The organism is Pseudomonas sp. DCB_BI (genome assembly GCF_026240995.1).
Taxonomy (GTDB): Bacteria; Pseudomonadota; Gammaproteobacteria; order Pseudomonadales; family Pseudomonadaceae; genus Aquipseudomonas.
The window spans coordinates 15,806-34,402 of the sequence record NZ_JAPFCG010000010.1; the positions used below are offsets into that span (position 1 = coordinate 15,806).

Here is an 18,597-nt window from a genome sequence, read left to right on the forward strand (position 1 = left end):
GCTACTCCCTTGACGTAAATCAATACGTGTATGGATCAGGGGCTCTAGCATCCGCGCCCTTTGCCCCGGTGTGCACCATGACCTCCATCGCCAAGCCCGAACTGCTGGCCCCCGCCGGCACCCTCAAGACCATGCGCTACGCTTTTGCCTATGGCGCCGACGCGGTCTACGCCGGCCAGCCGCGCTACAGCTTGCGGGTACGCAACAACGAATTCGACCACGCCAACCTGGCGCTGGGTATCGAGGAGGCGCACGCGCTGGGCAAGCGCTTCTACGTGGTGGTCAACATTGCCCCGCACAATGCCAAGCTCAAGACGTTCCTCAAGGACCTGGCGCCGGTAATCGCCATGGCGCCGGATGCCCTGATCATGTCCGACCCCGGCCTGATCATGCTGGTACGCCAGCACTTTGCGCAGATGCCGGTGCACCTGTCGGTGCAGGCCAACACGGTCAACTGGGCCGCCGTGCAGTTCTGGCAGCAGCTGGGCCTGACTCGGGTGATCCTGTCGCGCGAGCTGTCGCTGGAGGAGATCGAGGAAATCCGCCAGCAGGTGCCGGGCATGGAGCTGGAAGTGTTCGTCCATGGTGCCCTGTGCATGGCCTATTCCGGCCGTTGCCTGCTGTCGGGCTACCTGAACAAACGTGATGCCAACCAGGGCACCTGCACCAACGCCTGCCGCTGGAAGTACGACGCCACGCCCGCCACCGAGACCGTCACAGGCGACATTGTCCGCGTAGTTCAGCCCACCCTGGGCCTGGGCACCCCGACCGACCAAGTGTTCCTGCTGCAGGAAAGCAACCGCCCCGGCACTGAAATGCCGGCGTTCGAGGATGAGCACGGCACCTACATCATGAACGCCAAGGACCTGCGCGCCATCCAGCACGTAGAGCGGCTGGCCGGCATGGGCGTGCACTCGCTGAAGATCGAAGGTCGCACCAAGTCGCACTTTTACTGCGCCCGCGCGGTGCAATCCTACCGCCAGGCGATCGATGACGCGGTGGCAGGGCGGCCATTCGACCGTGCCCTGATGGGTAACCTCGAGTCGCTGGCCCAACGGGGCTACACAGAAGGGTTCCTGCGCCGCCACGTGCACGACGAGTACCAGAACTACCAGCGTGGCAACTCGGTGTCGGAGCGCCAACAGTTCGTCGGCGAACTGACCGGCGTGCGCGTCGATGGCCTGGCCGAGGTCAAGGTCAAGAACCGTTTCGCGGTAGGCGACCCTATGGAGCTGATGACCCCGCGTGGTAACTACCACTTCGACCTTGAGCACATGAGCAATCGCCAGCGGCAACCGTTGCAGATCGCCCCCGGCGATGGCCATACCATCTACCTTCCAGTTCCCGAACAGGTGCCCTTGGCCTACGGCTTGTTGATGCGTGACCTGCCAGGTTGAGTGCAGTAGCGACAGTTCGATCCTGGTAATGCAACAGGCACCCCTGCGCCTGGGGCCACTTGCGCTATGCTGCTGGCCTGCGCGTCCAGAGGAGTGTTTCACCATGCTGCACAAACACCTGCTTACCGTCGGCCTGCTGGCCATCACCGGCCTGGCCCAGGCCGCCGAAACCATCGACGTCTACCGCGATCCCAACTGCGGCTGCTGCAAGGCCTGGATCAGCCACCTGCGCGACAACGGCTTTACCGTCAACGACCACGTCGAGCCGAACATGAGCGCAGTCAAGCAACGCTTGGGCGTGGCACCGCGCTTGGCGTCTTGCCACACCGGGGTCATCGACGGCAAGTTCGTCGAAGGCCACGTGCCGGCCGAGCAGGTACGCCTGCTGGCCAAGCGCAGCGACCTCAAGGGCCTGGCCGTGCCGGGCATGCCGATGGGCTCGCCAGGCATGGAAATGGGTGACCACAAAGATGCCTATGAGGTCATCGGGGTGACCCAGGATGGCCAGGACACCGTGGTCGCCAACTACTGATGCTCAGCCTGTGGGCGCTGTTTTTCAGCGCCTTGGGGGCCGCCACCCTGCTGCCGCTGCAATCGGAGGCTGTGTTGGTCGGCCTGTTGCTGCGCGAACCCCAGGCCTGGGCGACCCTGCTGCTGGTGGCCACCGCGGGCAACGTGCTGGGCTCGGTGGTGAACTGGCTGCTGGGCCGGGCCATCGAGCACCTGCGTGACAAACGCTGGTTCCCGTTCAGCGCGGCACAGCTGGAGCGCGCGCAGCAGCGCTACCAGCGCTGGGGGCAATGGTCGCTGCTGCTCAGCTGGATGCCGGTGATCGGCGACCCGCTGACGCTGATCGCCGGGATCATGCGCGAGCCGTTCTGGCGCTTCCTGCTGCTGGTGACCGTGGCCAAGGCCGGCCGCTATGCCGCGCTGGCGATGATTACCCTGGGCTGGTTTCACGCCTGGTAACACCTTTCACGTTTCGCGTGGTCCATGGGCTGGTACATTCCCTTTTCCTACATGGTCCTACATGGAGTGCCCCCATGCTGCGCGCAACCGCCCTGGCCCTCGCCTGCCTGGCCAGCGGTTCGGCCTTCGCCGCCGAATCCCCCACCTACGGCCCTCAGCTCGAGGGTTTCAGTTACCCGCATCCGCTCAAGCATTTTGACTTCACGTCCCAAGGCCAGGCCCTGCAGATGGGCTATATGGACGTCCCCGCCCAAGGCAAGGCGAACGGCCACAGCGTGGTGCTGATGCACGGCAAGAACTTCTGCGCCGCCACCTGGGAAACCACCATCGATGCCCTGAGCAAGGCCGGCTACAGGGTCATAGCCCCGGACCAGGTCGGTTTCTGTACTTCAAGCAAGCCGGCCCATTACCAGTACAGTTTCCAGCAACTGGCGGACAATACCCACGCCCTGCTCGAACAGCTGGGCGTGCAGCAAACCATTGTCCTTGGCCATTCCACTGGCGGCATGCTAGCCACCCGCTACGCACTGATGTACCCACAGCAGGTGGAACGGCTGGCCATGGTCAACCCGATCGGCCTTGAAGACTGGAAGGCCCTTGGCGTGCCGTATCGCACCGTGGACCAGTGGTATGCCCGCGAGCTGAAGCTGGATGCCGAGGGCGTACGCGACTATGAGCGCAAGACCTATTACGCCGGGCGCTGGAAGCCGGAATACGAACGCTGGGTGCAGATGCTGGTGGGCCTGAACAAAGGGCCGGGGCATCAAGCGGTGGCGTGGAACTCGGCGCTGATCTACGACATGATCTTCACCCAGCCGGTGTACCACGAGTTCAAGAACCTGCAGATGCCGACCTTGCTGCTGATCGGCGACAAAGACACCACGGCGATTGGCAGTGATATCGCGCCGCCAGAGGTGAAGGCCAAGCTGGGCAAGTACGAAGCGCTGGGGCCGCAGGTGGCCAAGCTGATTCCCAAGGGTGAGCTGATCACCTTCGAAGGCATGGGGCATGCGCCGCAGATCGAAGAGCCGGTGCGGTTCAATCGCACGCTGGTGGAGTGGCTGAAGAAGTAAGCCAATGAACGGGGCTGCCTGGCAGCCCCTACATTTTCCAGACCTGCGCCTCGGTCCAGCCCAGCTCGGCAAAATCGTCTGCCCTCGACCCCGCCTCTTCCTCGCAGAAAAACTCGTCCAGCTGCGGCGGCCTGACCGCCGTGTCACTGAGCATCGCATGCACTTGCCCACGGTGATGCACCTGGTGCTCGAACAGGTGCGACAACAAGCGCAGCCGCTGCTCGCGCTGCACGCGCTCGGGCCGCACGATACTCACATAGCGGCGCAATTCGTCATCGTTCAGCGTGCGGCAATAAGTGATCAAGCGGTGATCAGCCTGCGCTTGTTCGGCATGCAGGTCGGTACAGGTAGCAAACGGCTGCTCCGGGTCGAAAAAGCGCTCGCCATCGGCCTCAGGTTGCTCGCCACGCTGCTCGCACTCAAGCATGTGCAGGTAGAACCAGTCCACCGTCAGCAAGTGGTTGAGGGTGGCCTTGATCGACGGAAAAAAGCTGCAGCGCGGGGCGACGAATTCGTCCTGGCTCAGTTGCAGGCAAGCCTTGTACAAGCGGTGGTTGGCCCAGCCATTGTTGTAAGCCTGGGTCAGCAGATGATGCGACAACGGCTGCATGGTTCGGCTCCTTCTCAAGCGAAGCGTTGCAGTTGCATCTCCCGTAGCCGGCTCAGGGTCCGTTGGTACGGGAACGCCAGATACCCTTCAGTGTAGAGGGCATCGAGCGGCACCTGCGCTTCCAGGTACAACGCTACCCGGCGGTCGTAACATTCGTCGACCAGGGCAATGAAGCGGCGCACCGCATCGTCCTTGGGCGACAGCGCCGGCAGCTCGCGGTCTCCCGCCACCACCCGCGCCGCCGCATCCTCAGTGCCACGGGCAATAAGCCCGGCCCGCTGCTCACCGCCCAGCGCCGGAATAGCCGATACCAGAATGGCCGGGAAGCGGTCGCACAGCGCCATGAACTCCAGGGCGGCGAGCGGTTGTTCGCACAGGTCGGCAAAGCGGCACCAGATGGCCTGTTCGCTGCGGCGCACCACTTGAACGCGCCTGGAACCGATCGCCAAAGGCTGCTCAGTGCCCGCGTCGTCGGGGCTGAGGTGGCGGAACACCTCGCTGAACTGGCTGGCCTGCCCCGCCCCTGCCACCCAGTAACGCTGGTGTTCGGCGCCAGGGTGCAGGCGGTGGTCCTGCTCGCCGGCCACCGGGAGTACCTGCATGTGCCGCTCGATGGCGGCAATGGCAGGCAGAAAGCGCTCACGGTTGAAGCCATCACGGTACAGCTGTTCGGGTGGCTGGTTGGAAGTGGCAACGATCACCACACCCTGATCGAACAACACCTGGAACAGGCGGCCGAGAATGATCGCGTCGCCAATGTCATTGACGAACAGTTCATCGAAGCACAACACGCGGATCTGCCCGGCAAGCTCCCGGGCCAGGGCCAGCAAGGGGTCGGCAGTGCCGTTAAGCTGGAACAGCCGCTGGTGGACCCAGGCCATGAAATGGTGAAAGTGCTGGCGCCGGCCAGGCACGCGCAGGCAGCGGTGGAACTGGTCCATCAGCCAGGTCTTGCCGCGGCCGACCGGGCCCCAAAGGTAGATGCCCCGGGTCGGGCGGCCTCCTTCGACCGCCAGGAAGCAGGCCTGCAAGGCATCGACGGCGCGGGCTTGGGCAGGGTCGGCGACATAGCCCTGACTGGTCAGGGCTTGCTGATAGAGGGAATGGGGAGTGGTGGCCATGCGGCATTCTACCCGAATGCCGCAACGTACCTCATGCCACGGACCAACTTGCGCGCGGGCACCAGGATGGCGCAACTTCCTGTGGACGCAGGCACGCCCACAAGTGGCCGCATAACATGCCGGGCTCTCAGGCTTCGTTGGCCAGGCCCACTTTCAGCAGCGCACCGTCCTTGTCATCGGTCAGCACATACAGGTAGCCATCCGGCCCCACCCGCACATCGCGAATCCGCGCCTTCAGGTCGCCCAGCAGGCGCTCCTCGTGCACCACCTTGTCCCCTTTCAGTTGCAAGCGGATCAGCTCCTGTGTCGCCAGCGCACCAATGAACAGGTTGTGGTCCCACGCTTTGAACATGGGGCTGTCGTAGAACGCCATGCCGCTGATGCCCGGCGACTTCTCCCAGACGTGGTGCGGGTCGACCATGCCATCGACATGCTTGCCCTTGGCCTCGGGGATCGGCAGCATCGAGTAATTGATGCCATGGGTTGCAATCGGCCAGCCATAGTTCTTGCCAGGCTCGGGGATATTGATTTCATCACCACCACGCGGGCCATGCTCGTGGGTCCACAGCTTGCCGGTCCAGGGGTTCAGCGCGGCGCCTTGCTGGTTACGGTGCCCAAACGACCAGATCTCTGGCCGCACGTTGTCCTTGCCGACGAAAGGGTTGTCCTTGGGCACTTCGCCGTCCGGCAGGATGCGCACGATCTTGCCCTGCAGCTTGTCCAGGTCCTGGGCAGTGGGGCGCTGGTTGTTCTCGCCCAGGGCGATGAACAGGTAGCCGTTGCGGTCGAATACCAGACGCGAACCGAAGTGGTTGCCGACCGACAACTTGGGCTGCTGGCGGAAGATCACCGTGAAATTCTGCAGCCGGGCGCGGTCTTCGGACAGCTGCCCGCGGCCGACCGCTGTCCCTGCCTTGCCGTCACTGCCCTCCTCCGCGAAGGACAGGTAAACGGTGCGGTCCTTGGCGAACGCGGGCGACAGCACCACATCCAGCAGGCCACCCTGGCCCTCGGCCCACACCTTCGGCACGCCGCTGATCGGCGGGCCGACCTTGCCTTCAGCATTGACCAGGCGCAGGTTGCCAGAGCGCTCGGTGACCAGCATGTCCTTGCCGCCCGGCAGGAAAGCAAGCGCCCAAGGGTTGCGCAGGCCATCGGCCACAGTGCTGACAGTCAATGTGCCCTCTTCACTGCGAAACTGCTGTTCAGCCGCCGCTTGCGCCAGCAAGGGCAGCAGTGCGGCGGCGGTGAGGGTGGCTAGCCAGGGTGCTCGAAGCATGCAGAATTCCTTTCAGATGGGCTCATGGCGCGCGCGGGTTGTCGCGCGGTGGCCGGGCAGGTTCCAGGTTCGGGGTTTGCTGCTGGCGGCGCAGGTTATCGCCATTGCCGATGCCGCGATTGTCCAGTGTCGGGGGTCGCTGGTACGGGTCGGTGGACGGGCCGCGGACCGGCGGGGTGGCCGGCATGCTGCCCTGGCGACTGTTGGGGTTGGTGCGCTGGATCGGGCTGTTGTAGGGGTTGTTGTTGCCGGCGGCGAGCGGCAACGGTGGCTCAGGGGCGGCGTGCGCGGGCAGGCATAAAGCCAGGCCGAGGGCCAGGATGGGCAATGTCGGGGTCATGCTTCACCTCCTGTACGAAAATGCCGCGCCTGGTGGGTTTGATAGCCTAAGGCGCCGGGGGTTCGCGGCAAAAGCGTGAATGCGGATGGAGTTGATTCCTGATGTTTCAGTATGCGCCCATTCGCAGCACCTGCGTGCTCCCGCAGCAGCAGCCTGGTGCTGCGAATGGGCCACAAAGCGGGCCCAGGTTACTGGCCTTTATCCACCTTGTGCCGCGCCGCATACAGGCACAGCATCTCCATCGCCAGGGTTGCCCCGGCCAATGCGGTGATATCGGCATGGTCATAGGCCGGTGCCACCTCCACCAGGTCCATGCCCACCAGGTTGATGCCGCGCAACCCGCCAAGAATCTCCAGCGCCTGGACCGTGCTCAACCCGCCACACACCGGCGTACCGGTACCGGGCGCGTAGGCCGGGTCGAGGCAGTCGATATCGAACGTAAGGTAGACAGGCCGCTCGCCCACCCGCTGGCGGATCGCCGCAATCACCGCCTCGGTGCCCTTCCGATGCACCTGCCGGGCATCGACAATGGCAAAGCCCTGGCTGTCGTCGTTGGTGGTCCGCAGGCCGATCTGCACCGAATGGGCCGGGTCCACCAGGCCTTCGCGGGCGGCATGCCAAAACATGGTGCCATGGTCGATGCGCTTGCCCTCCTCGTCCGGCCAGGTATCGCTGTGCGCATCGAAATGAACCAGCGCCAAAGGGCCATGCCGGCGGGCATGGGCCTTGAGCAGTGGGTAGCTGATGAAGTGGTCACCCCCCAGGGTGAGCATGGCGCAGCCGGCTTGCAGAATCTGTTCGGCATGGGTTTCGATGCTGTCCGGTACCGACTGCGGCGTGCCGCTGTCGAAGGCGCAGTCGCCATAGTCGATCACCGCCAGGTGGTCGAACGGGTCGAATGCCCACGGCCAGTGGCGGGCCCAGGCCTGCTGCACCGAGGCGGCACGGATTGCCCGTGGGCCGAAGCGCGCGCCAGGGCGGTTGCTGGTGGCAGTGTCGAACGGCACCCCGCTGACCACCACGTCCACCCCACGCAAGTCGCGGCTGTAGCGGCGGCGCGAGAAACTGGTAATGCCGGCGTAGGTACTTTCTGCGGCAGTGCCATACAGGCTGTCGCGGGTCATGGCCTGGTCATTGTTTGCGGCTTGATCCACGGTCGGGCTCCTCGGTCGTTAGGGTCATTGGCGACTGCGGAAAGCGGTCCACAGGCGGTTGCGCTGGCGCAGGTCGGCCAGGGCCATGCTGCGGTCGGCATACAGGCGCTGGCGCACTTCGGCCGGCGGATAGATGTCCGGGTCGTTGCGTACCGCTTCGTCGACCAACGGCGTGGCGGCCTGGTTGGCGTTGGCGAAGAACAGCGTGTTGGTCAGTGCCGCTACCGACTCGGGCTTGAGCATGAACGCGATGAACGCCCGCGCGGCCTCGGGGTGCGGGGCGCCCTTGGGAATGACCAGGTTGTCTTGCCACACCAACGTCCCTTCGCGGGGGATGCGGTAGATCACCTCGAACGGCTTGCCGGCACGCCGCGCCTGGTCGGCCGCCATCGCCGCATCACCGTTGTAGGTCAGCGCCAGGCACACGCTGCCGTTGGCCAGGTCGCTGATCTGCCGGCCATTGGCGACGTAGCTGATCGACGGCTGCAACTGGCTTAGCAGGTTCTGCGCAGCGGCCAGGTCAACCTTGTCCTGACTGTAAGGGTCCTTGCCCAGGTAGTTCAGCGCCACGCCGATCACCTCCTGCGGCGAGTCTGGCATGGCGATACCGCAATCCTTCAGGCGGCTGGCGTACTCGGGCTTGAACAGCAGATCGAGGCTGTCCAGCGGCACATCGCCCAGGCGCTGGCGCACCGCCTCCACGTTCACCCCCAGGCCCAGGGTGCCCCAGGTGTACGGCACGGCATGGCGGTTGCCGGGGTCGGCCTCGGCGAGCTTGGCCAACAGGTCTTTGTCGAGGTTGGCATAGCCAGGCATGGTCTGGGCGTCCAGCGGTTGCAGGGCATTGGCCTTGAGCGCCCGCGCCAGCACGGTGGACGACGGCACTACCACGTCGTAGCCACTGCCACCGGTCAGCAGCTTGGTTTCCAGCACTTCGGTGGTATCAAAGGTGTCGTAGCGCACCTTGTAGCCGGTTTCCCGCTCAAAGCGCTGGAGCGTTTCCGGGGCGACGTAGTCGGCCCAGCTGTAGAGGTTGACGACCTTCTCTTCGGCTTGCAGCGGCAAGGCCAGGACCAGGGACAACAGGCACAACGATCGACGCATGGCGGACACCTCGGCAAATGGGTGGATGCCGCGAGCATGCCAGCCGGGTTACATTGCAAGAATGGCAAGTTTGCAAAGCTGACATTCCTCGGGAGCAATGTAATGCTCGGACAAGTGCACGACCCCGACCTGCACCTGCTGCGGCTGTTCGTCACTGTAGTCGAGGCTGGTGGCTTCAGCGCCGCGCAAGGCGTATCGGGCTTGAGCCAGCCCACCATCAGCCAGCGCATGGCGCAACTGGAGGCTCGGCTGGGTTACCGCCTGTGCAGCCGTGGCAAGGGCGGTTTTCACCTGACGGAAAAAGGCGAAATGCTATTGGAAGCGGCACGCGGGCTGCTGCTGAACATCGAGCAGTTTCGCCAGCAAGCCAATGGTGTTGCCGGGCGGCTGCTGGGGACGGTACGCATTGGCCTGGCAGAAAACCAGGACAAGGCGGTGAGCCTGAAGCTGGCGGCTGCCATCGCGGCGTTTCGCAGCCGGGAAGAGTCGGTGCAGCTGGAGCTGATCAGTGCGCCACCGGCCGAGCTGGAGCGGCTATTGCTCGAGCAACGGCTGGACTACGCCATCAGCTACTTTTCCGGCAACCAGGCCGCGTTCGATTACCAGCCGTTGTTCGAAGAGCGACAACGGCTGTATTGCGGCAAGGGGCATTCATTGTTCGGCGAGACGGGCGTCGCGCAAGCGCGCTTGCTGGAGCAGGACCAGGTGCGCCATCCGTATCGTTTTCTCAAAGGCGATCAGCCGTTCCAGAGCCGGCGCAGCATGGCGGTGGCGGAGCAGATCGAGAGCGTGCTGACGTTCATCCTGTCGGGGCGGCATATTGGCTATCTGCCGTACCATTGCGCGCGGGCGTGGGAGGCCGAAGGGCTGTTGTGGCCCCTGGACCCGGGGCTGGATTTTGTCGTGCCATTTACCCTGGCCCGGCATCGGGCGCAGGTAGTGGGTGAGGCGGCCAATGTCTTCGCCCAGGATTTGCTGAAGGCGTTTGCCTGAGTCGCTCTCTCTCACACGGACCACGCAAAGCCTGACAAATGCCGCATCAGAAACTGCAGCAGGTCGTCGTAGTACGCCTGGAAACCCGCCAGCGGGCCCGACACAGGTGACGTCAGCATGGGTTCAAGAACGGCCGGTAGGAGATATTATTGGGCGTTAATGAGAAACAGGGTCTTTCGTCTGGGCCGATACTTTCAACGCCAACGCGTATTTGCCACACTGGCCACTCGTTCACTCTGGCAAGGTCGTCCCCCCATGACTGCCCGTCTGTACCGCTACACCCGCCTACTGATGGCCGTGCTGCTGACCAGCAGCCTGGCCGCCTGCGCACTGTTCCAGCCGCGCGACCCGGTGAACATCAGCGTGATCGGCATCGAGCCACTGCCTGGGCAGGAGCTGGAGTTGCGCATGGCGGTGAAGATGCGGGTGCAAAACCCCAATGAGGCGCCGATCGACTTCAACGGCATCGCCCTAAACCTGGAAGTCAACGGCCAGCCGCTGGCCGCCGGGGTCAGTGACCAGCAAGGGCACATTGGCCGTTACGACGAGGCAGTGATCGTGGTGCCTGTCAGCATCACGGCGTTTTCTTTCCTGCGCCAGGCCTACGGGCTGGGCCAGCTGGACTCACTGCAGGGCCTGCCGTACAAGCTGCGCGGCAAGCTCGCCAGCGGGCCGCTGGGTACCGTGCGCTTCACTGACGAGGGCAAGCTGGACCTGCCCAAGGGCGCCTACTGGTAAGCGCCCGGCGGGGTACTCAGCGGCCGGCGCTGGCCGCTGCCATCAGCTTGTTGACCTCACTGCGCACCATGCTGGCGTATTCGGGTGGCGTCATGCCGTCCAGCTCGGCGCGTACCCATTCGGCCCACTTGCCCTTGCGCCGAGGTTTTTCGGCAATCAACCGGGCCGCTTCACCCTTGGCCTTGCCCAGGTTGTTCTGCCACATCTCGAAAAGCCGGGCCTTCTCTGCCTCGATCTGTGCCCGTTCCTCGAAGCTCATGTTGGCCAGGTTGAAACTCATGAAGATACCTGCATGTTTGAAAATGGCCGCTATCTTACACCCAGGCAACGCAACATCGCTAAGCCGGCGCAACTTTCCCGACGCGGCGGCATCCATTGTTCTAACCCCCCCATCGACGAGGACGAGTTCATGGCCCGGAAAAACGCCGCGCTGGCCGACAGCGATCAGATCAAGGACCAGGTGTTCAGCGAGTTGCAGTCGCTGATCGAGGAATCGGAAAAGCTGCTGAATGACAGCGCTGCCCTGGTTGGCGAAGAAGCAGACAGCCTGCGCGCGCAGGTCAGCCTGAAACTCAAGCAGGCACGCCAGGCCGCTGGCAGCGTGCGTGAAAAGGCGCAACCGGTGGTGAATGCCACCCAGGACTACATCGGCGGCCATCCATGGCAGACCGTAGCCATTTCTGCCGGCCTTGGGCTGGTGGTGGGCCTGCTGCTGGGCCGGCGTAACTAGGCTCAGGTGACACCAAGCGCCGTGTGAAAAGCCTTGAGACGGTTTCTCACACAGTGCGTTGGGCTCGGGCCGGCTGTAGCGAATCAGACGGCTTGGGCCAGCGGGATGCCGCTGTGGAAGCGCAGTTCCTGGTCCGGTGACTGGATCAGTTCCATCTCCGCAGCGCGCACCAGCTCCACCCGGCGGGCGATGTCCGCCTGATCACCGTAGTTGTGCGCCAGTTTGAGGTAGCCCTGGTAGTGGCGCGCTTCGCTTTTCAGCAGGCCATGGTAGAAGCGGCCCAGCTCATCATCCAGGTGCGGTACCAGCGCGGCAAAGCGCTCGCAGCTGCGCGCTTCGATAAACGCCCCCACCACCAGCGTATCCACCAGCTTGACTGGCTCATGGGCGCGCACCAGGCGACGCAACCCGGAGGCATAACGCCCCGCCGACACCGGGCGCAACGCCACCCCGCGGCGCTTCATCAGGCGTAGCACCTGCTCGTGGTGCACCAGCTCCTCACGGGCCAGGCGCGACATCATGTTGATCAGGTCAAGGTGGGTGTTGTACTTGGCGATCAGGCTCAAGGCGGTGCTGGCGGCTTTGAATTCGCAGTTCTTGTGGTCGATCAGCAAGGTTTCCTGGTCGGCCAGGGCTGCTTCGATCCAGGCGTCTGGGGTCGGGCAGCCAAGAAAGGCGTCGATTTCGGGAGTCAGGGACATAAGCGTGCAACCACACAGAACAGGCAGGGCCGGCGATTATACCGGCGGCGGCGGGCGGCGCCAGTGACTATGCTTGATGCACATCAAGCGGCAGTGAGGCCAGTCCCGACTATAGTCTGGGCCAGGCCAGTTCCCACAAGGCAGCGCCAGGCTTGGAGTCGCCGCGATCGATGTAGGAGCTGGCTTGCTGGCGATGGGCTGCGCAGCAGCCCCAGTTTAAGCCGGCATCTGCCACATCTTTCAAAGGGAGCACGCCCATGCAAGCCGTTCGCAGCATCCTCGTCGTCCTCGACCCCGAGCACGCCCACAGCCGGGCGCTGACCCGGGCCAAGCTGATCGCTGGTGTCACCGGCGCGCGCCTGCACCTGCTGATGTGCGACAAACGGCATGACCACAGCGCGCTACTGAGCCTATTGAGCAGTCAGTTGCACGATGACGGTTACGACAATGTCACCCACGAAGAGGCTTGGCGCGACAACCTGCACGACACCATCATTCACGTGCAGCAGGCCGAAGGCTGTGAACTGGTGATCAAGGAACACCGCCCGGACAACCCGCTTAAAAAGGCCCTGCTCACGCCCATTGACTGGAAGCTGCTGCGCCAGTGCCCGTGCGCGGTGCTGATGGTCAAGAGCGAACGATCGTGGACCGGCGGCAAGATCCTTGCCGCAGTAGATGTAGGCAACCAGGATGAAGATCATCGCCGGCTGCATGCCAGCATCATCGACCATGGCTTTGAGATTGCCAAACTGGCCAAAGGCGAGCTGCATGTCATCAGCGCCCACCCATCGCCAATGCTGTCGGCCTCGGACCCCACCTACCAGCTAAGCGATACCATCGAGCAGCGCTACCGCGAGGCGTGCAAGGCGTTCCAGGCCGAGTACGGCATCAGCGAAGCGTGCCTGCATGTTGCCGAAGGGCCGGCGGACGTGCTGATTCCGCATACCGAGAAGCAGCTGGCTGCGGTGGTGACGGTGATTGGTACGGTGGGCCGCAGGGGGCTTTCCGGGGCATTGATTGGCAACACCTCAGAGGTGGTGCTGGATGCCCTTGAAGGGGATGTGCTGGTCCTCAAGAGCGAGGAAGCCATTGCCCATCAGGCGGAACTGGCCCGCGGCTGACGCGATCAGGGTGGGAGCGGCTCTTTCGCGCCACAAAGCCGCCCCCACAGCGATCGAGCAAGGTCTTGAGACCTGGTTCAGCTAGGCCAACGCCTCACGCACCTTCGGGTCCAGCCCCTCCCCTTCATTGGCTGCCGCCCACTCCGCCAGCTGCCGGCGCATCGCCGGCGTCCAGAAATTCTGCAAATGCTGGCGCACGCCCTGCACCGCCAGTACCCGATCGGGCTCGCTGTCGAAATAATGGGCAATCTGGTTGGCCATCTTGACCAGGTTGTCGCTGCTCATTGGCGTACCTCGGCTTTTTTCGCTGTACGCCGTTCCTGCAGCAGGCGTCGCTGCTCGTCACTGAAGTCCTGGTAGCGCTTCTGCCATTGCGATGGCTGGAACACCTTCACCACCTCCACCGCTGTCACCTTGTATTCGGGGCAGTTGGTGGCCCAGTCGGAATTGTCGGTAGTGATTACGTTGGCCCCCGACTCGGGGAAGTGGAAGGTGGTGTACACCACTCCCGGCGCCACCCGCGTACTGACCTTGGCGCGCAGCACGGTTTGCCCGGCACGGCTGCCGATGCCGACCCAGTCGCCGTCCTGAATACCTCGGCTTTCAGCGTCGGCAGGGTGGATTTCCAGGCGGTCGGCATCATGCCAGGCAACGTTGGCAGTGCGGCGGGTCTGGGCGCCGACGTTGTACTGGCTGAGGATACGGCCGGTAGTCAGCAGCAGCGGGTAGCGGTTGTTGACCTTCTCGTCGGTGGGCACATAACCCGTGAGCATGAAGCGGCCCTTGCCGCGCACGAATTGGTCGATGTGCATGGTAGGCGTGCCATCCGGCGCGGCGTCGTTGCAGGGCCATTGCAAGCTGCCGTGGCGGTCGATTTCGGCATAGCTGACCCGGCGGAAGGTCGGCGTCAGGCGGGCGATCTCGTCCATGATCTCGGACGGGTGGCGGTAGTTCATCGGGTAGCCAAGGGCGCCCGCGAGGGCCGCGGTGGCTTCCCAGTCAGCCTTGCCGGCCAGCGGTTCCATGACCTTGCGCACCCGCGAAATACGCCGCTCGGCATTGGTGAAGGTGCCATCCTTTTCAAGGAACGAGCTGCCCGGCAGGAACACATGGGCGAACTTGGCGGTTTCATTGAGGAAGATGTCCTGCACCACCACGCACTCCATGGCGAGCAATGCCGCGGTCACGTGCTGGGTGTTGGGGTCGCTCTGTGCAATATCCTCGCCTTGGCAGTACAGCGCCTTGAAGCTACCGTCCAGCGCCGCTTCGAACATATTGGGGATGCGCAAGCCCGGGTCGGGTTGCAAGGTCACGCCCCAGGCGCGCTCGAACTCGGCCCGCACACCCTCGTTGGAAATATGCCGGTAACCGGGCAGCTCGTGCGGGAACGAGCCCATGTCGCACGAGCCCTGCACGTTGTTCTGCCCGCGCAGCGGATTCACCCCTACCCCTTCACGGCCGATATTGCCAGTGGCCATGGCCAGGTTGGCAATCCCCATTACCGCAGTGCTGCCCTGGCTGTGCTCGGTCACGCCCAGCCCGTAGTAGATGGCCGCATTGCCACCGGTGGCATACAACCGGGCGGCGGCGCGGATCTGCTCCGGGGGTACACCACACACCGGGCCGAGGGCTTCCGGGGCATTTTCTGCAAGGCTGACGAAGTCGCGCCAGCGGGCAAAGTCTTGGGTTTCGCAGCGTTCATCGATGAAACGCTGCGCCAGCAGGCCCTCGGTGACGATCACATGGGCCAGGGCGTTGAGCATGGCCACGTTGGTGCCAGGGCGAAGCTGCAAATGCAGCTCGGCGCGGGCATGTGGCGAGTCGACCAGGTCGATGCGCCGTGGATCGATCACGATCAGCCGCGCCCCCTGTCGCAAACGGCGCTTGAGTTGCGAGCCAAACACCGGGTGGGCGTCGGTGGGGTTGGCGCCGATCACCAACACCACGTCGGCCTGCATCACCGAATCGAAGCTTTGCGTGCCGGCTGATTCACCCAAGGTCTGTTTCAGGCCATAGCCGGTGGGCGAATGGCACACCCGTGCGCAGGTATCGACGTTGTTGTTGCCGAATGCCGTGCGCACCAGCTTCTGCACCAGGTAGGCTTCTTCATTGGTGCAACGGCTGGAGGTAATGCCACCGATGGAGTCACGCCCGTACTTGAGCTGGATGCGGCGGAATTCGCTGGCAGCGTAGGTAACCGCTTCGTCCCAGCTGACCTCCTGCCACGGGTCCTCCAGGTGCTTGCGAATCATTGGCTTGGTGATGCGGTCCGGGTGGGTCGCGTAGCCCCAGGCGAAGCGGCCTTTGACACAGGCGTGGCCGTGGTTGGCGCCGCCGTTCTTGTCCGGGACCATGCGCACCAGCTGGTCGCCCTTCATTTCTGCACGGAACGAGCAGCCCACACCACAGTAGGCGCAGGTGGTGATCACCGAACGTTCCGGCTGGCCCAGCTGCACCAGGCTTTTTTCCGTCAGGGTCGCGGTCGGGCAGGCCTGCACGCAGGCACCACACGACACGCATTCAGAGGCCAGGAAGTTGTCACCCCCCGCTGCCGACACCCGAGAGTCAAAACCGCGCCCGGTGATGGTCAGGGCGAAGGTGCCCTGGATGTCTTCGCAGGCGCGCACACAACGGCTGCAAACGATGCACTTGCTCGGCTCGTAGTCGAAATACGGGTTGGAAACGTCCTTTTTCTCGCCCAGGTGGTTGGCGCCGTCGTAGCCATAACGTACCTCGCGCAGGCCCACCTGGCCGGCTACGGTCTGCAATTCGCAGTTGCCGTTGGCGGAACAGGTCAGGCAGTCCAGCGGGTGGTCGGAGATGTACAGTTCCATCACATTGCGGCGCAGGCCGGCCAGGCGTGGGGTTTCGGTGCGCACCACCATGCCTTCGCTGACCGGCGTGGTGCAGGACGCGGGGTAACCGCGCATGCCTTCGATTTCCACCATGCACATGCGGCACGAGCCGAAGGCTTCGAGGCTGTCGGTGGCACATAGCTTGGGGATGCTGGTGCCAAGCATGGCCGCCGCGCGCATCACCGAGGTGCCGGCAGGCACGCTGATGGCGCGGCCGTCGATACTCAGGCTGACCTGCACGTCGCTGTCACGGGCCGGGGTGCCGAGGTCGCTGCTTTTATCAAAAGCGGGGTCGAAGAAATTGATCACTGTGCGGCCTCCGTGGTGGTCAGCCCGAAATCGGCGGGGAAGTACTTGAGGGCGCTGGCCACCGGGTAGGCGGTCATGCCGCCCATGGCGCACAGCGAGCCGTACTGCATGGTGTCGCACAGGTCGCGCAGCAACAGGGCCTGGTCGTGACGCTCGCCAAGCTCGCTGCTGGCGATCAGCCGGTCGACCACTTCCATGCCCCGGGTCGACCCAATGCGGCACGGGGTGCACTTGCCACAGGATTCCTCGGCGCAGAACTGCAGGGCAAAGCGCGCCATGCTGGCCATGTTCAGGGTGTCGTCGGCCACCACCACGCCGCCATGGCCGAGCATCGCGCCCATGGCAGCGAAAGCTTCATAGTCCAGTGGCGTGTCGAAGTGGCTGGGCGGCACCCAGGCGCCGAGCGGGCCGCCGACCTGCGCGGCCTTCAAGGGCCGACCGCTGGCCGTACCACCGCCATACGCTTCCACCAGTTCGCGCAGGGTCAGGCCGAAGGCCCGTTCCACCAGGCCACCCTGGCGAATATTGCCGGCCAGCTGAAACGGCATGGTGCCCAGCGAGCGGCCCATGCCGAAGTCGCGATAGAACGCTGCGCCCTTGGCCAGGATGATTGGCACCGAAGCCAGGGTGAGCACGTTGTGCACCAGCGTCGGCAAGCCGAACAGGCCTTGCAGTGCAGGCAGCGGCGGCTTGGCGCGGACAATGCCGCGCTTGCCTTCGATGGACTCGAGCAGTGCGGTTTCTTCGCCGCAGATATAGGCACCGGCACCCACGCGCACTTCCAGGTCGAACGCCCGGCCGCTGCCGCCGACATTGGTGCCGAGATAACCGGCTTCGCGGGCGATGGCGCAGGCCTGGCCGAGCACACGGATGGCGTCTGGGTATTCCGAGCGCACATAGATGTAACCCTTGTCGGCACCCACGGCGAGGCCGGCAATGATCATGCCTTCGATCAGCAGGAAAGGGTCGCCTTCCATCAGCATACGGTCGGCAAAGGTACCGGAGTCGCCTTCGTCGGCGTTGCACACCACGTACTTCTGCCCCGCCCCGGCATCACGCACGGTGCGCCACTTGATGCCGGCAGGGAACGCTGCACCGCCACGGCCGCGCAAGCCGGAATCGAGCACGGCAGCGACCACATCGGCACCCTCAAGCGCCACCGCAGCCTCAAGGCCGGCGAAGCCACCGTGGGCGCGGTAGTCGTCCAGCGACAACGGGCGGGTTATGCCGGCGCGGGCGAACAGCAGGCGTTGTTGAGTCTTCAGGTAGGGGATGGCTTCAACTGGCCCCAAGGCCAGCGAGTGGCCGCCAGGTTCGCCAGCCAAGGCATCGAGCAACCCCGGCACGTCCTGCGGCGTGACCGGGCCAAACCCCAGGCGACCTTGCGCGCTGTCGCTTTCGATCAGCGGCTCCAGCCAGTACAGCCCACGGGAGCTGGTACGCAGGATTTCCAGTGGCAACTGGCGGCGCTCGGCTTCGCGCTGCAAGGCATCGACAACCTGATCGGCACCCACGGCGCGGGCAACCGAATCACAGGAGATGTACAGCTTCAGCATGTCGCGTCCTCCCGGCAACCGTCGACCAGGGCACGCAGCCGCTCCGGGGTCAGGCGCGCGTGTAGCTGGCCATCGAGCTCCAGCGCCGGCGAACAGGCGCAGGCGCCCAGGCAGTAAACCGGGCGCAGGCTGATGGCGCCGTCGGCACTGGTGCCATGGTCGTCCAGTGCCAGTTGCTCGCGCAGTTGCGCGGCCAGGGCTTCGGCGCCACGGCTCTGGCATGACTCGGCGCGGCACAGGCGCAAGGTGTGGCGTGCCGGTGGCGCAGTCCGGAAATCGTGATAGAAGCTGATAACCCCGCGCACCTCGGCCAGGCTGAGGTTGAGGGCATGGGCAATTTCAGGTACAGCGGCATCGGGGATGTAGCCCAGGTCCTGCTGGATGGCATGCAGGATCGGCAACAGGGCGCCGGGGGTACCCTGGTCGCGGGCCAGAATGCGTTGGATAACGGGCAGGTGGAGCAATTCATCAGGCATACAGCGGACCTCGGCATCACGGACCCTGCCCGATCATTGTGCGGGCAGATGTCCGGCGTGTTCTGCTGCGG

At 64.3% G+C, this 18,597-nt stretch carries 20 protein-coding genes; 8 read left to right on the forward strand and 12 right to left on the reverse strand.

Annotated elements, in window-relative coordinates:
• The first annotated feature begins 77 nt into the window (after window positions 1-77).
• The 4 genes from yegQ to OO258_RS12550 all read left to right on the forward strand — a co-directional run bounded on the left by yegQ (window position 78) and on the right by OO258_RS12550 (window position 3,439).
• Window positions 78-1,397 carry a tRNA 5-hydroxyuridine modification protein YegQ gene (gene yegQ / locus OO258_RS12535; RefSeq protein ID WP_266030762.1) on the forward strand — a complete coding sequence of 440 codons (1,320 nt, stop codon included), beginning with the start codon at window positions 78-80 and terminating at the stop codon, window positions 1,395-1,397.
• A gap of 103 nt (window positions 1,398-1,500) precedes the next feature.
• Window positions 1,501-1,929: a DUF411 domain-containing protein gene (locus tag OO258_RS12540; RefSeq protein WP_266030764.1), complete on the forward strand. Its 429-nt coding sequence runs from the start codon at window positions 1,501-1,503 to the stop codon at window positions 1,927-1,929.
• On the forward strand, window positions 1,929-2,366 hold the full coding sequence (locus OO258_RS12545; protein WP_110746946.1) for a YqaA family protein: 438 nt from the start codon (window positions 1,929-1,931) through the stop codon (window positions 2,364-2,366). The genes OO258_RS12540 and OO258_RS12545 overlap by 1 nt, the downstream gene beginning before the upstream one ends.
• Before the next feature lie 74 nt (window positions 2,367-2,440).
• Window positions 2,441-3,439, forward strand: a complete 999-nt coding sequence (locus OO258_RS12550) for an alpha/beta fold hydrolase (RefSeq protein WP_266030765.1) — start codon at window positions 2,441-2,443, stop codon at window positions 3,437-3,439.
• 28 nt (window positions 3,440-3,467) lie between these two features.
• Here OO258_RS12550 and OO258_RS12555 read toward each other — a convergent pair whose 3' ends face one another.
• The 6 genes from OO258_RS12555 to OO258_RS12580 all read right to left on the reverse strand — a co-directional run bounded on the left by OO258_RS12555 (window position 3,468) and on the right by OO258_RS12580 (window position 9,047).
• Complete coding sequence (locus tag OO258_RS12555; protein ID WP_110746942.1) at window positions 3,468-4,049, reverse strand: DinB family protein; 582 nt, start codon at window positions 4,047-4,049, stop codon at window positions 3,468-3,470.
• Between the two features lie 14 nt (window positions 4,050-4,063).
• Window positions 4,064-5,170 (reverse strand): cell division protein ZapE, encoded by a 1,107-nt coding sequence (gene zapE / locus OO258_RS12560; protein WP_266030767.1) that lies wholly within the window; start codon window positions 5,168-5,170, stop codon window positions 4,064-4,066.
• A gap of 127 nt (window positions 5,171-5,297) precedes the next feature.
• Window positions 5,298-6,449: a PQQ-dependent sugar dehydrogenase gene (locus tag OO258_RS12565; protein ID WP_266030768.1), complete on the reverse strand. Its 1,152-nt coding sequence runs from the start codon at window positions 6,447-6,449 to the stop codon at window positions 5,298-5,300.
• A gap of 22 nt (window positions 6,450-6,471) precedes the next feature.
• Entirely contained in the window at window positions 6,472-6,789 is a 318-nt protein-coding gene (locus tag OO258_RS12570; RefSeq protein WP_266030769.1) for a hypothetical protein, read from the reverse strand.
• 188 nt (window positions 6,790-6,977) lie between these two features.
• Entirely contained in the window at window positions 6,978-7,943 is a 966-nt protein-coding gene (gene speB, locus OO258_RS12575) for an agmatinase (RefSeq protein ID WP_266030771.1), read from the reverse strand.
• A 24-nt stretch (window positions 7,944-7,967) separates the two neighbouring features.
• Window positions 7,968-9,047 (reverse strand): polyamine ABC transporter substrate-binding protein, encoded by a 1,080-nt coding sequence (locus OO258_RS12580; protein WP_266030774.1) that lies wholly within the window; start codon window positions 9,045-9,047, stop codon window positions 7,968-7,970.
• A 102-nt stretch (window positions 9,048-9,149) separates the two neighbouring features.
• Between OO258_RS12580 and OO258_RS12585 the strand changes: the two genes are divergently transcribed.
• Window positions 9,150-10,040, forward strand: coding sequence for a LysR family transcriptional regulator (locus OO258_RS12585; protein WP_266030776.1), 891 nt, complete (start codon window positions 9,150-9,152; stop codon window positions 10,038-10,040).
• Window positions 10,041-10,295: 255 nt separating this feature from the next.
• Window positions 10,296-10,778 (forward strand): LEA type 2 family protein, encoded by a 483-nt coding sequence (locus tag OO258_RS12590; RefSeq protein ID WP_266030777.1) that lies wholly within the window; start codon window positions 10,296-10,298, stop codon window positions 10,776-10,778.
• A 16-nt stretch (window positions 10,779-10,794) separates the two neighbouring features.
• Here OO258_RS12590 and OO258_RS12595 read toward each other — a convergent pair whose 3' ends face one another.
• Window positions 10,795-11,058 (reverse strand): hypothetical protein, encoded by a 264-nt coding sequence (locus tag OO258_RS12595; RefSeq protein WP_266030779.1) that lies wholly within the window; start codon window positions 11,056-11,058, stop codon window positions 10,795-10,797.
• 129 nt (window positions 11,059-11,187) lie between these two features.
• Between OO258_RS12595 and OO258_RS12600 the strand changes: the two genes are divergently transcribed.
• Window positions 11,188-11,508, forward strand: a complete 321-nt coding sequence (locus OO258_RS12600; protein ID WP_110746922.1) for a DUF883 family protein — start codon at window positions 11,188-11,190, stop codon at window positions 11,506-11,508.
• An 83-nt stretch (window positions 11,509-11,591) separates the two neighbouring features.
• Here the strand turns inward: OO258_RS12600 and OO258_RS12605 are convergent, their stop codons facing one another.
• Entirely contained in the window at window positions 11,592-12,209 is a 618-nt protein-coding gene (locus tag OO258_RS12605) for a tRNA-(ms[2]io[6]A)-hydroxylase (RefSeq protein WP_266030782.1), read from the reverse strand.
• A gap of 257 nt (window positions 12,210-12,466) precedes the next feature.
• On the opposite strand from OO258_RS12605, the gene OO258_RS12610 reads away from it, so the two are divergent.
• Window positions 12,467-13,330: a universal stress protein gene (locus OO258_RS12610; RefSeq protein ID WP_266030784.1), complete on the forward strand. Its 864-nt coding sequence runs from the start codon at window positions 12,467-12,469 to the stop codon at window positions 13,328-13,330.
• Window positions 13,331-13,411: 81 nt separating this feature from the next.
• Here the strand turns inward: OO258_RS12610 and OO258_RS12615 are convergent, their stop codons facing one another.
• Genes OO258_RS12615 through OO258_RS12630 form a run of 4 tightly spaced genes read right to left on the reverse strand, consistent with a single transcriptional unit; the run spans window position 13,412 to window position 18,526 of the window.
• Window positions 13,412-13,615, reverse strand: a complete 204-nt coding sequence (locus OO258_RS12615; RefSeq protein ID WP_110746914.1) for a formate dehydrogenase subunit delta — start codon at window positions 13,613-13,615, stop codon at window positions 13,412-13,414.
• A complete protein-coding gene (fdhF, locus tag OO258_RS12620) occupies window positions 13,612-16,494 on the reverse strand; it encodes a formate dehydrogenase subunit alpha (RefSeq protein ID WP_266030787.1) in 2,883 nt (960 codons plus the stop codon). The genes OO258_RS12615 and fdhF overlap by 4 nt, the downstream gene beginning before the upstream one ends.
• Window positions 16,491-18,050 (reverse strand): formate dehydrogenase beta subunit, encoded by a 1,560-nt coding sequence (locus tag OO258_RS12625; RefSeq protein ID WP_266030788.1) that lies wholly within the window; start codon window positions 18,048-18,050, stop codon window positions 16,491-16,493. The genes fdhF and OO258_RS12625 overlap by 4 nt, the downstream gene beginning before the upstream one ends.
• On the reverse strand, window positions 18,044-18,526 hold the full coding sequence (locus OO258_RS12630) for a formate dehydrogenase subunit gamma (protein ID WP_266030790.1): 483 nt from the start codon (window positions 18,524-18,526) through the stop codon (window positions 18,044-18,046). The genes OO258_RS12625 and OO258_RS12630 overlap by 7 nt, the downstream gene beginning before the upstream one ends.
• Between the last annotated feature and the right edge of the window lie 71 nt (window positions 18,527-18,597).

Excerpts from the sequence above, each read along its gene's own strand:
- yegQ (WP_266030762.1), top strand. The coding sequence starts at position 78 with ATGACCTCCATCGCCAAGCCCGAACTGCTGGCCCCCGCCGGCACCCTC.
- OO258_RS12540 (WP_266030764.1), top strand. The coding sequence starts at position 1,501 with ATGCTGCACAAACACCTGCTTACCGTCGGCCTGCTGGCCATCACCGGC.
- OO258_RS12545 (WP_110746946.1), top strand. The coding sequence starts at position 1,929 with ATGCTCAGCCTGTGGGCGCTGTTTTTCAGCGCCTTGGGGGCCGCCACC.
- OO258_RS12550 (WP_266030765.1), top strand. The coding sequence starts at position 2,441 with ATGCTGCGCGCAACCGCCCTGGCCCTCGCCTGCCTGGCCAGCGGTTCG.
- OO258_RS12555 (WP_110746942.1), bottom strand. The coding sequence starts at position 4,049 with ATGCAGCCGTTGTCGCATCATCTGCTGACCCAGGCTTACAACAATGGC.
- zapE (WP_266030767.1), bottom strand. The coding sequence starts at position 5,170 with ATGGCCACCACTCCCCATTCCCTCTATCAGCAAGCCCTGACCAGTCAG.
- OO258_RS12565 (WP_266030768.1), bottom strand. The coding sequence starts at position 6,449 with ATGCTTCGAGCACCCTGGCTAGCCACCCTCACCGCCGCCGCACTGCTG.
- OO258_RS12570 (WP_266030769.1), bottom strand. The coding sequence starts at position 6,789 with ATGACCCCGACATTGCCCATCCTGGCCCTCGGCCTGGCTTTATGCCTG.
- OO258_RS12580 (WP_266030774.1), bottom strand. The coding sequence starts at position 9,047 with ATGCGTCGATCGTTGTGCCTGTTGTCCCTGGTCCTGGCCTTGCCGCTG.
- OO258_RS12585 (WP_266030776.1), top strand. The coding sequence starts at position 9,150 with ATGCTCGGACAAGTGCACGACCCCGACCTGCACCTGCTGCGGCTGTTC.
- OO258_RS12590 (WP_266030777.1), top strand. The coding sequence starts at position 10,296 with ATGACTGCCCGTCTGTACCGCTACACCCGCCTACTGATGGCCGTGCTG.
- OO258_RS12595 (WP_266030779.1), bottom strand. The coding sequence starts at position 11,058 with ATGAGTTTCAACCTGGCCAACATGAGCTTCGAGGAACGGGCACAGATC.
- OO258_RS12600 (WP_110746922.1), top strand. The coding sequence starts at position 11,188 with ATGGCCCGGAAAAACGCCGCGCTGGCCGACAGCGATCAGATCAAGGAC.
- OO258_RS12605 (WP_266030782.1), bottom strand. The coding sequence starts at position 12,209 with ATGTCCCTGACTCCCGAAATCGACGCCTTTCTTGGCTGCCCGACCCCA.
- OO258_RS12610 (WP_266030784.1), top strand. The coding sequence starts at position 12,467 with ATGCAAGCCGTTCGCAGCATCCTCGTCGTCCTCGACCCCGAGCACGCC.
- OO258_RS12615 (WP_110746914.1), bottom strand. The coding sequence starts at position 13,615 with ATGAGCAGCGACAACCTGGTCAAGATGGCCAACCAGATTGCCCATTAT.
- OO258_RS12625 (WP_266030788.1), bottom strand. The coding sequence starts at position 18,050 with ATGCTGAAGCTGTACATCTCCTGTGATTCGGTTGCCCGCGCCGTGGGT.
- OO258_RS12630 (WP_266030790.1), bottom strand. The coding sequence starts at position 18,526 with ATGCCTGATGAATTGCTCCACCTGCCCGTTATCCAACGCATTCTGGCC.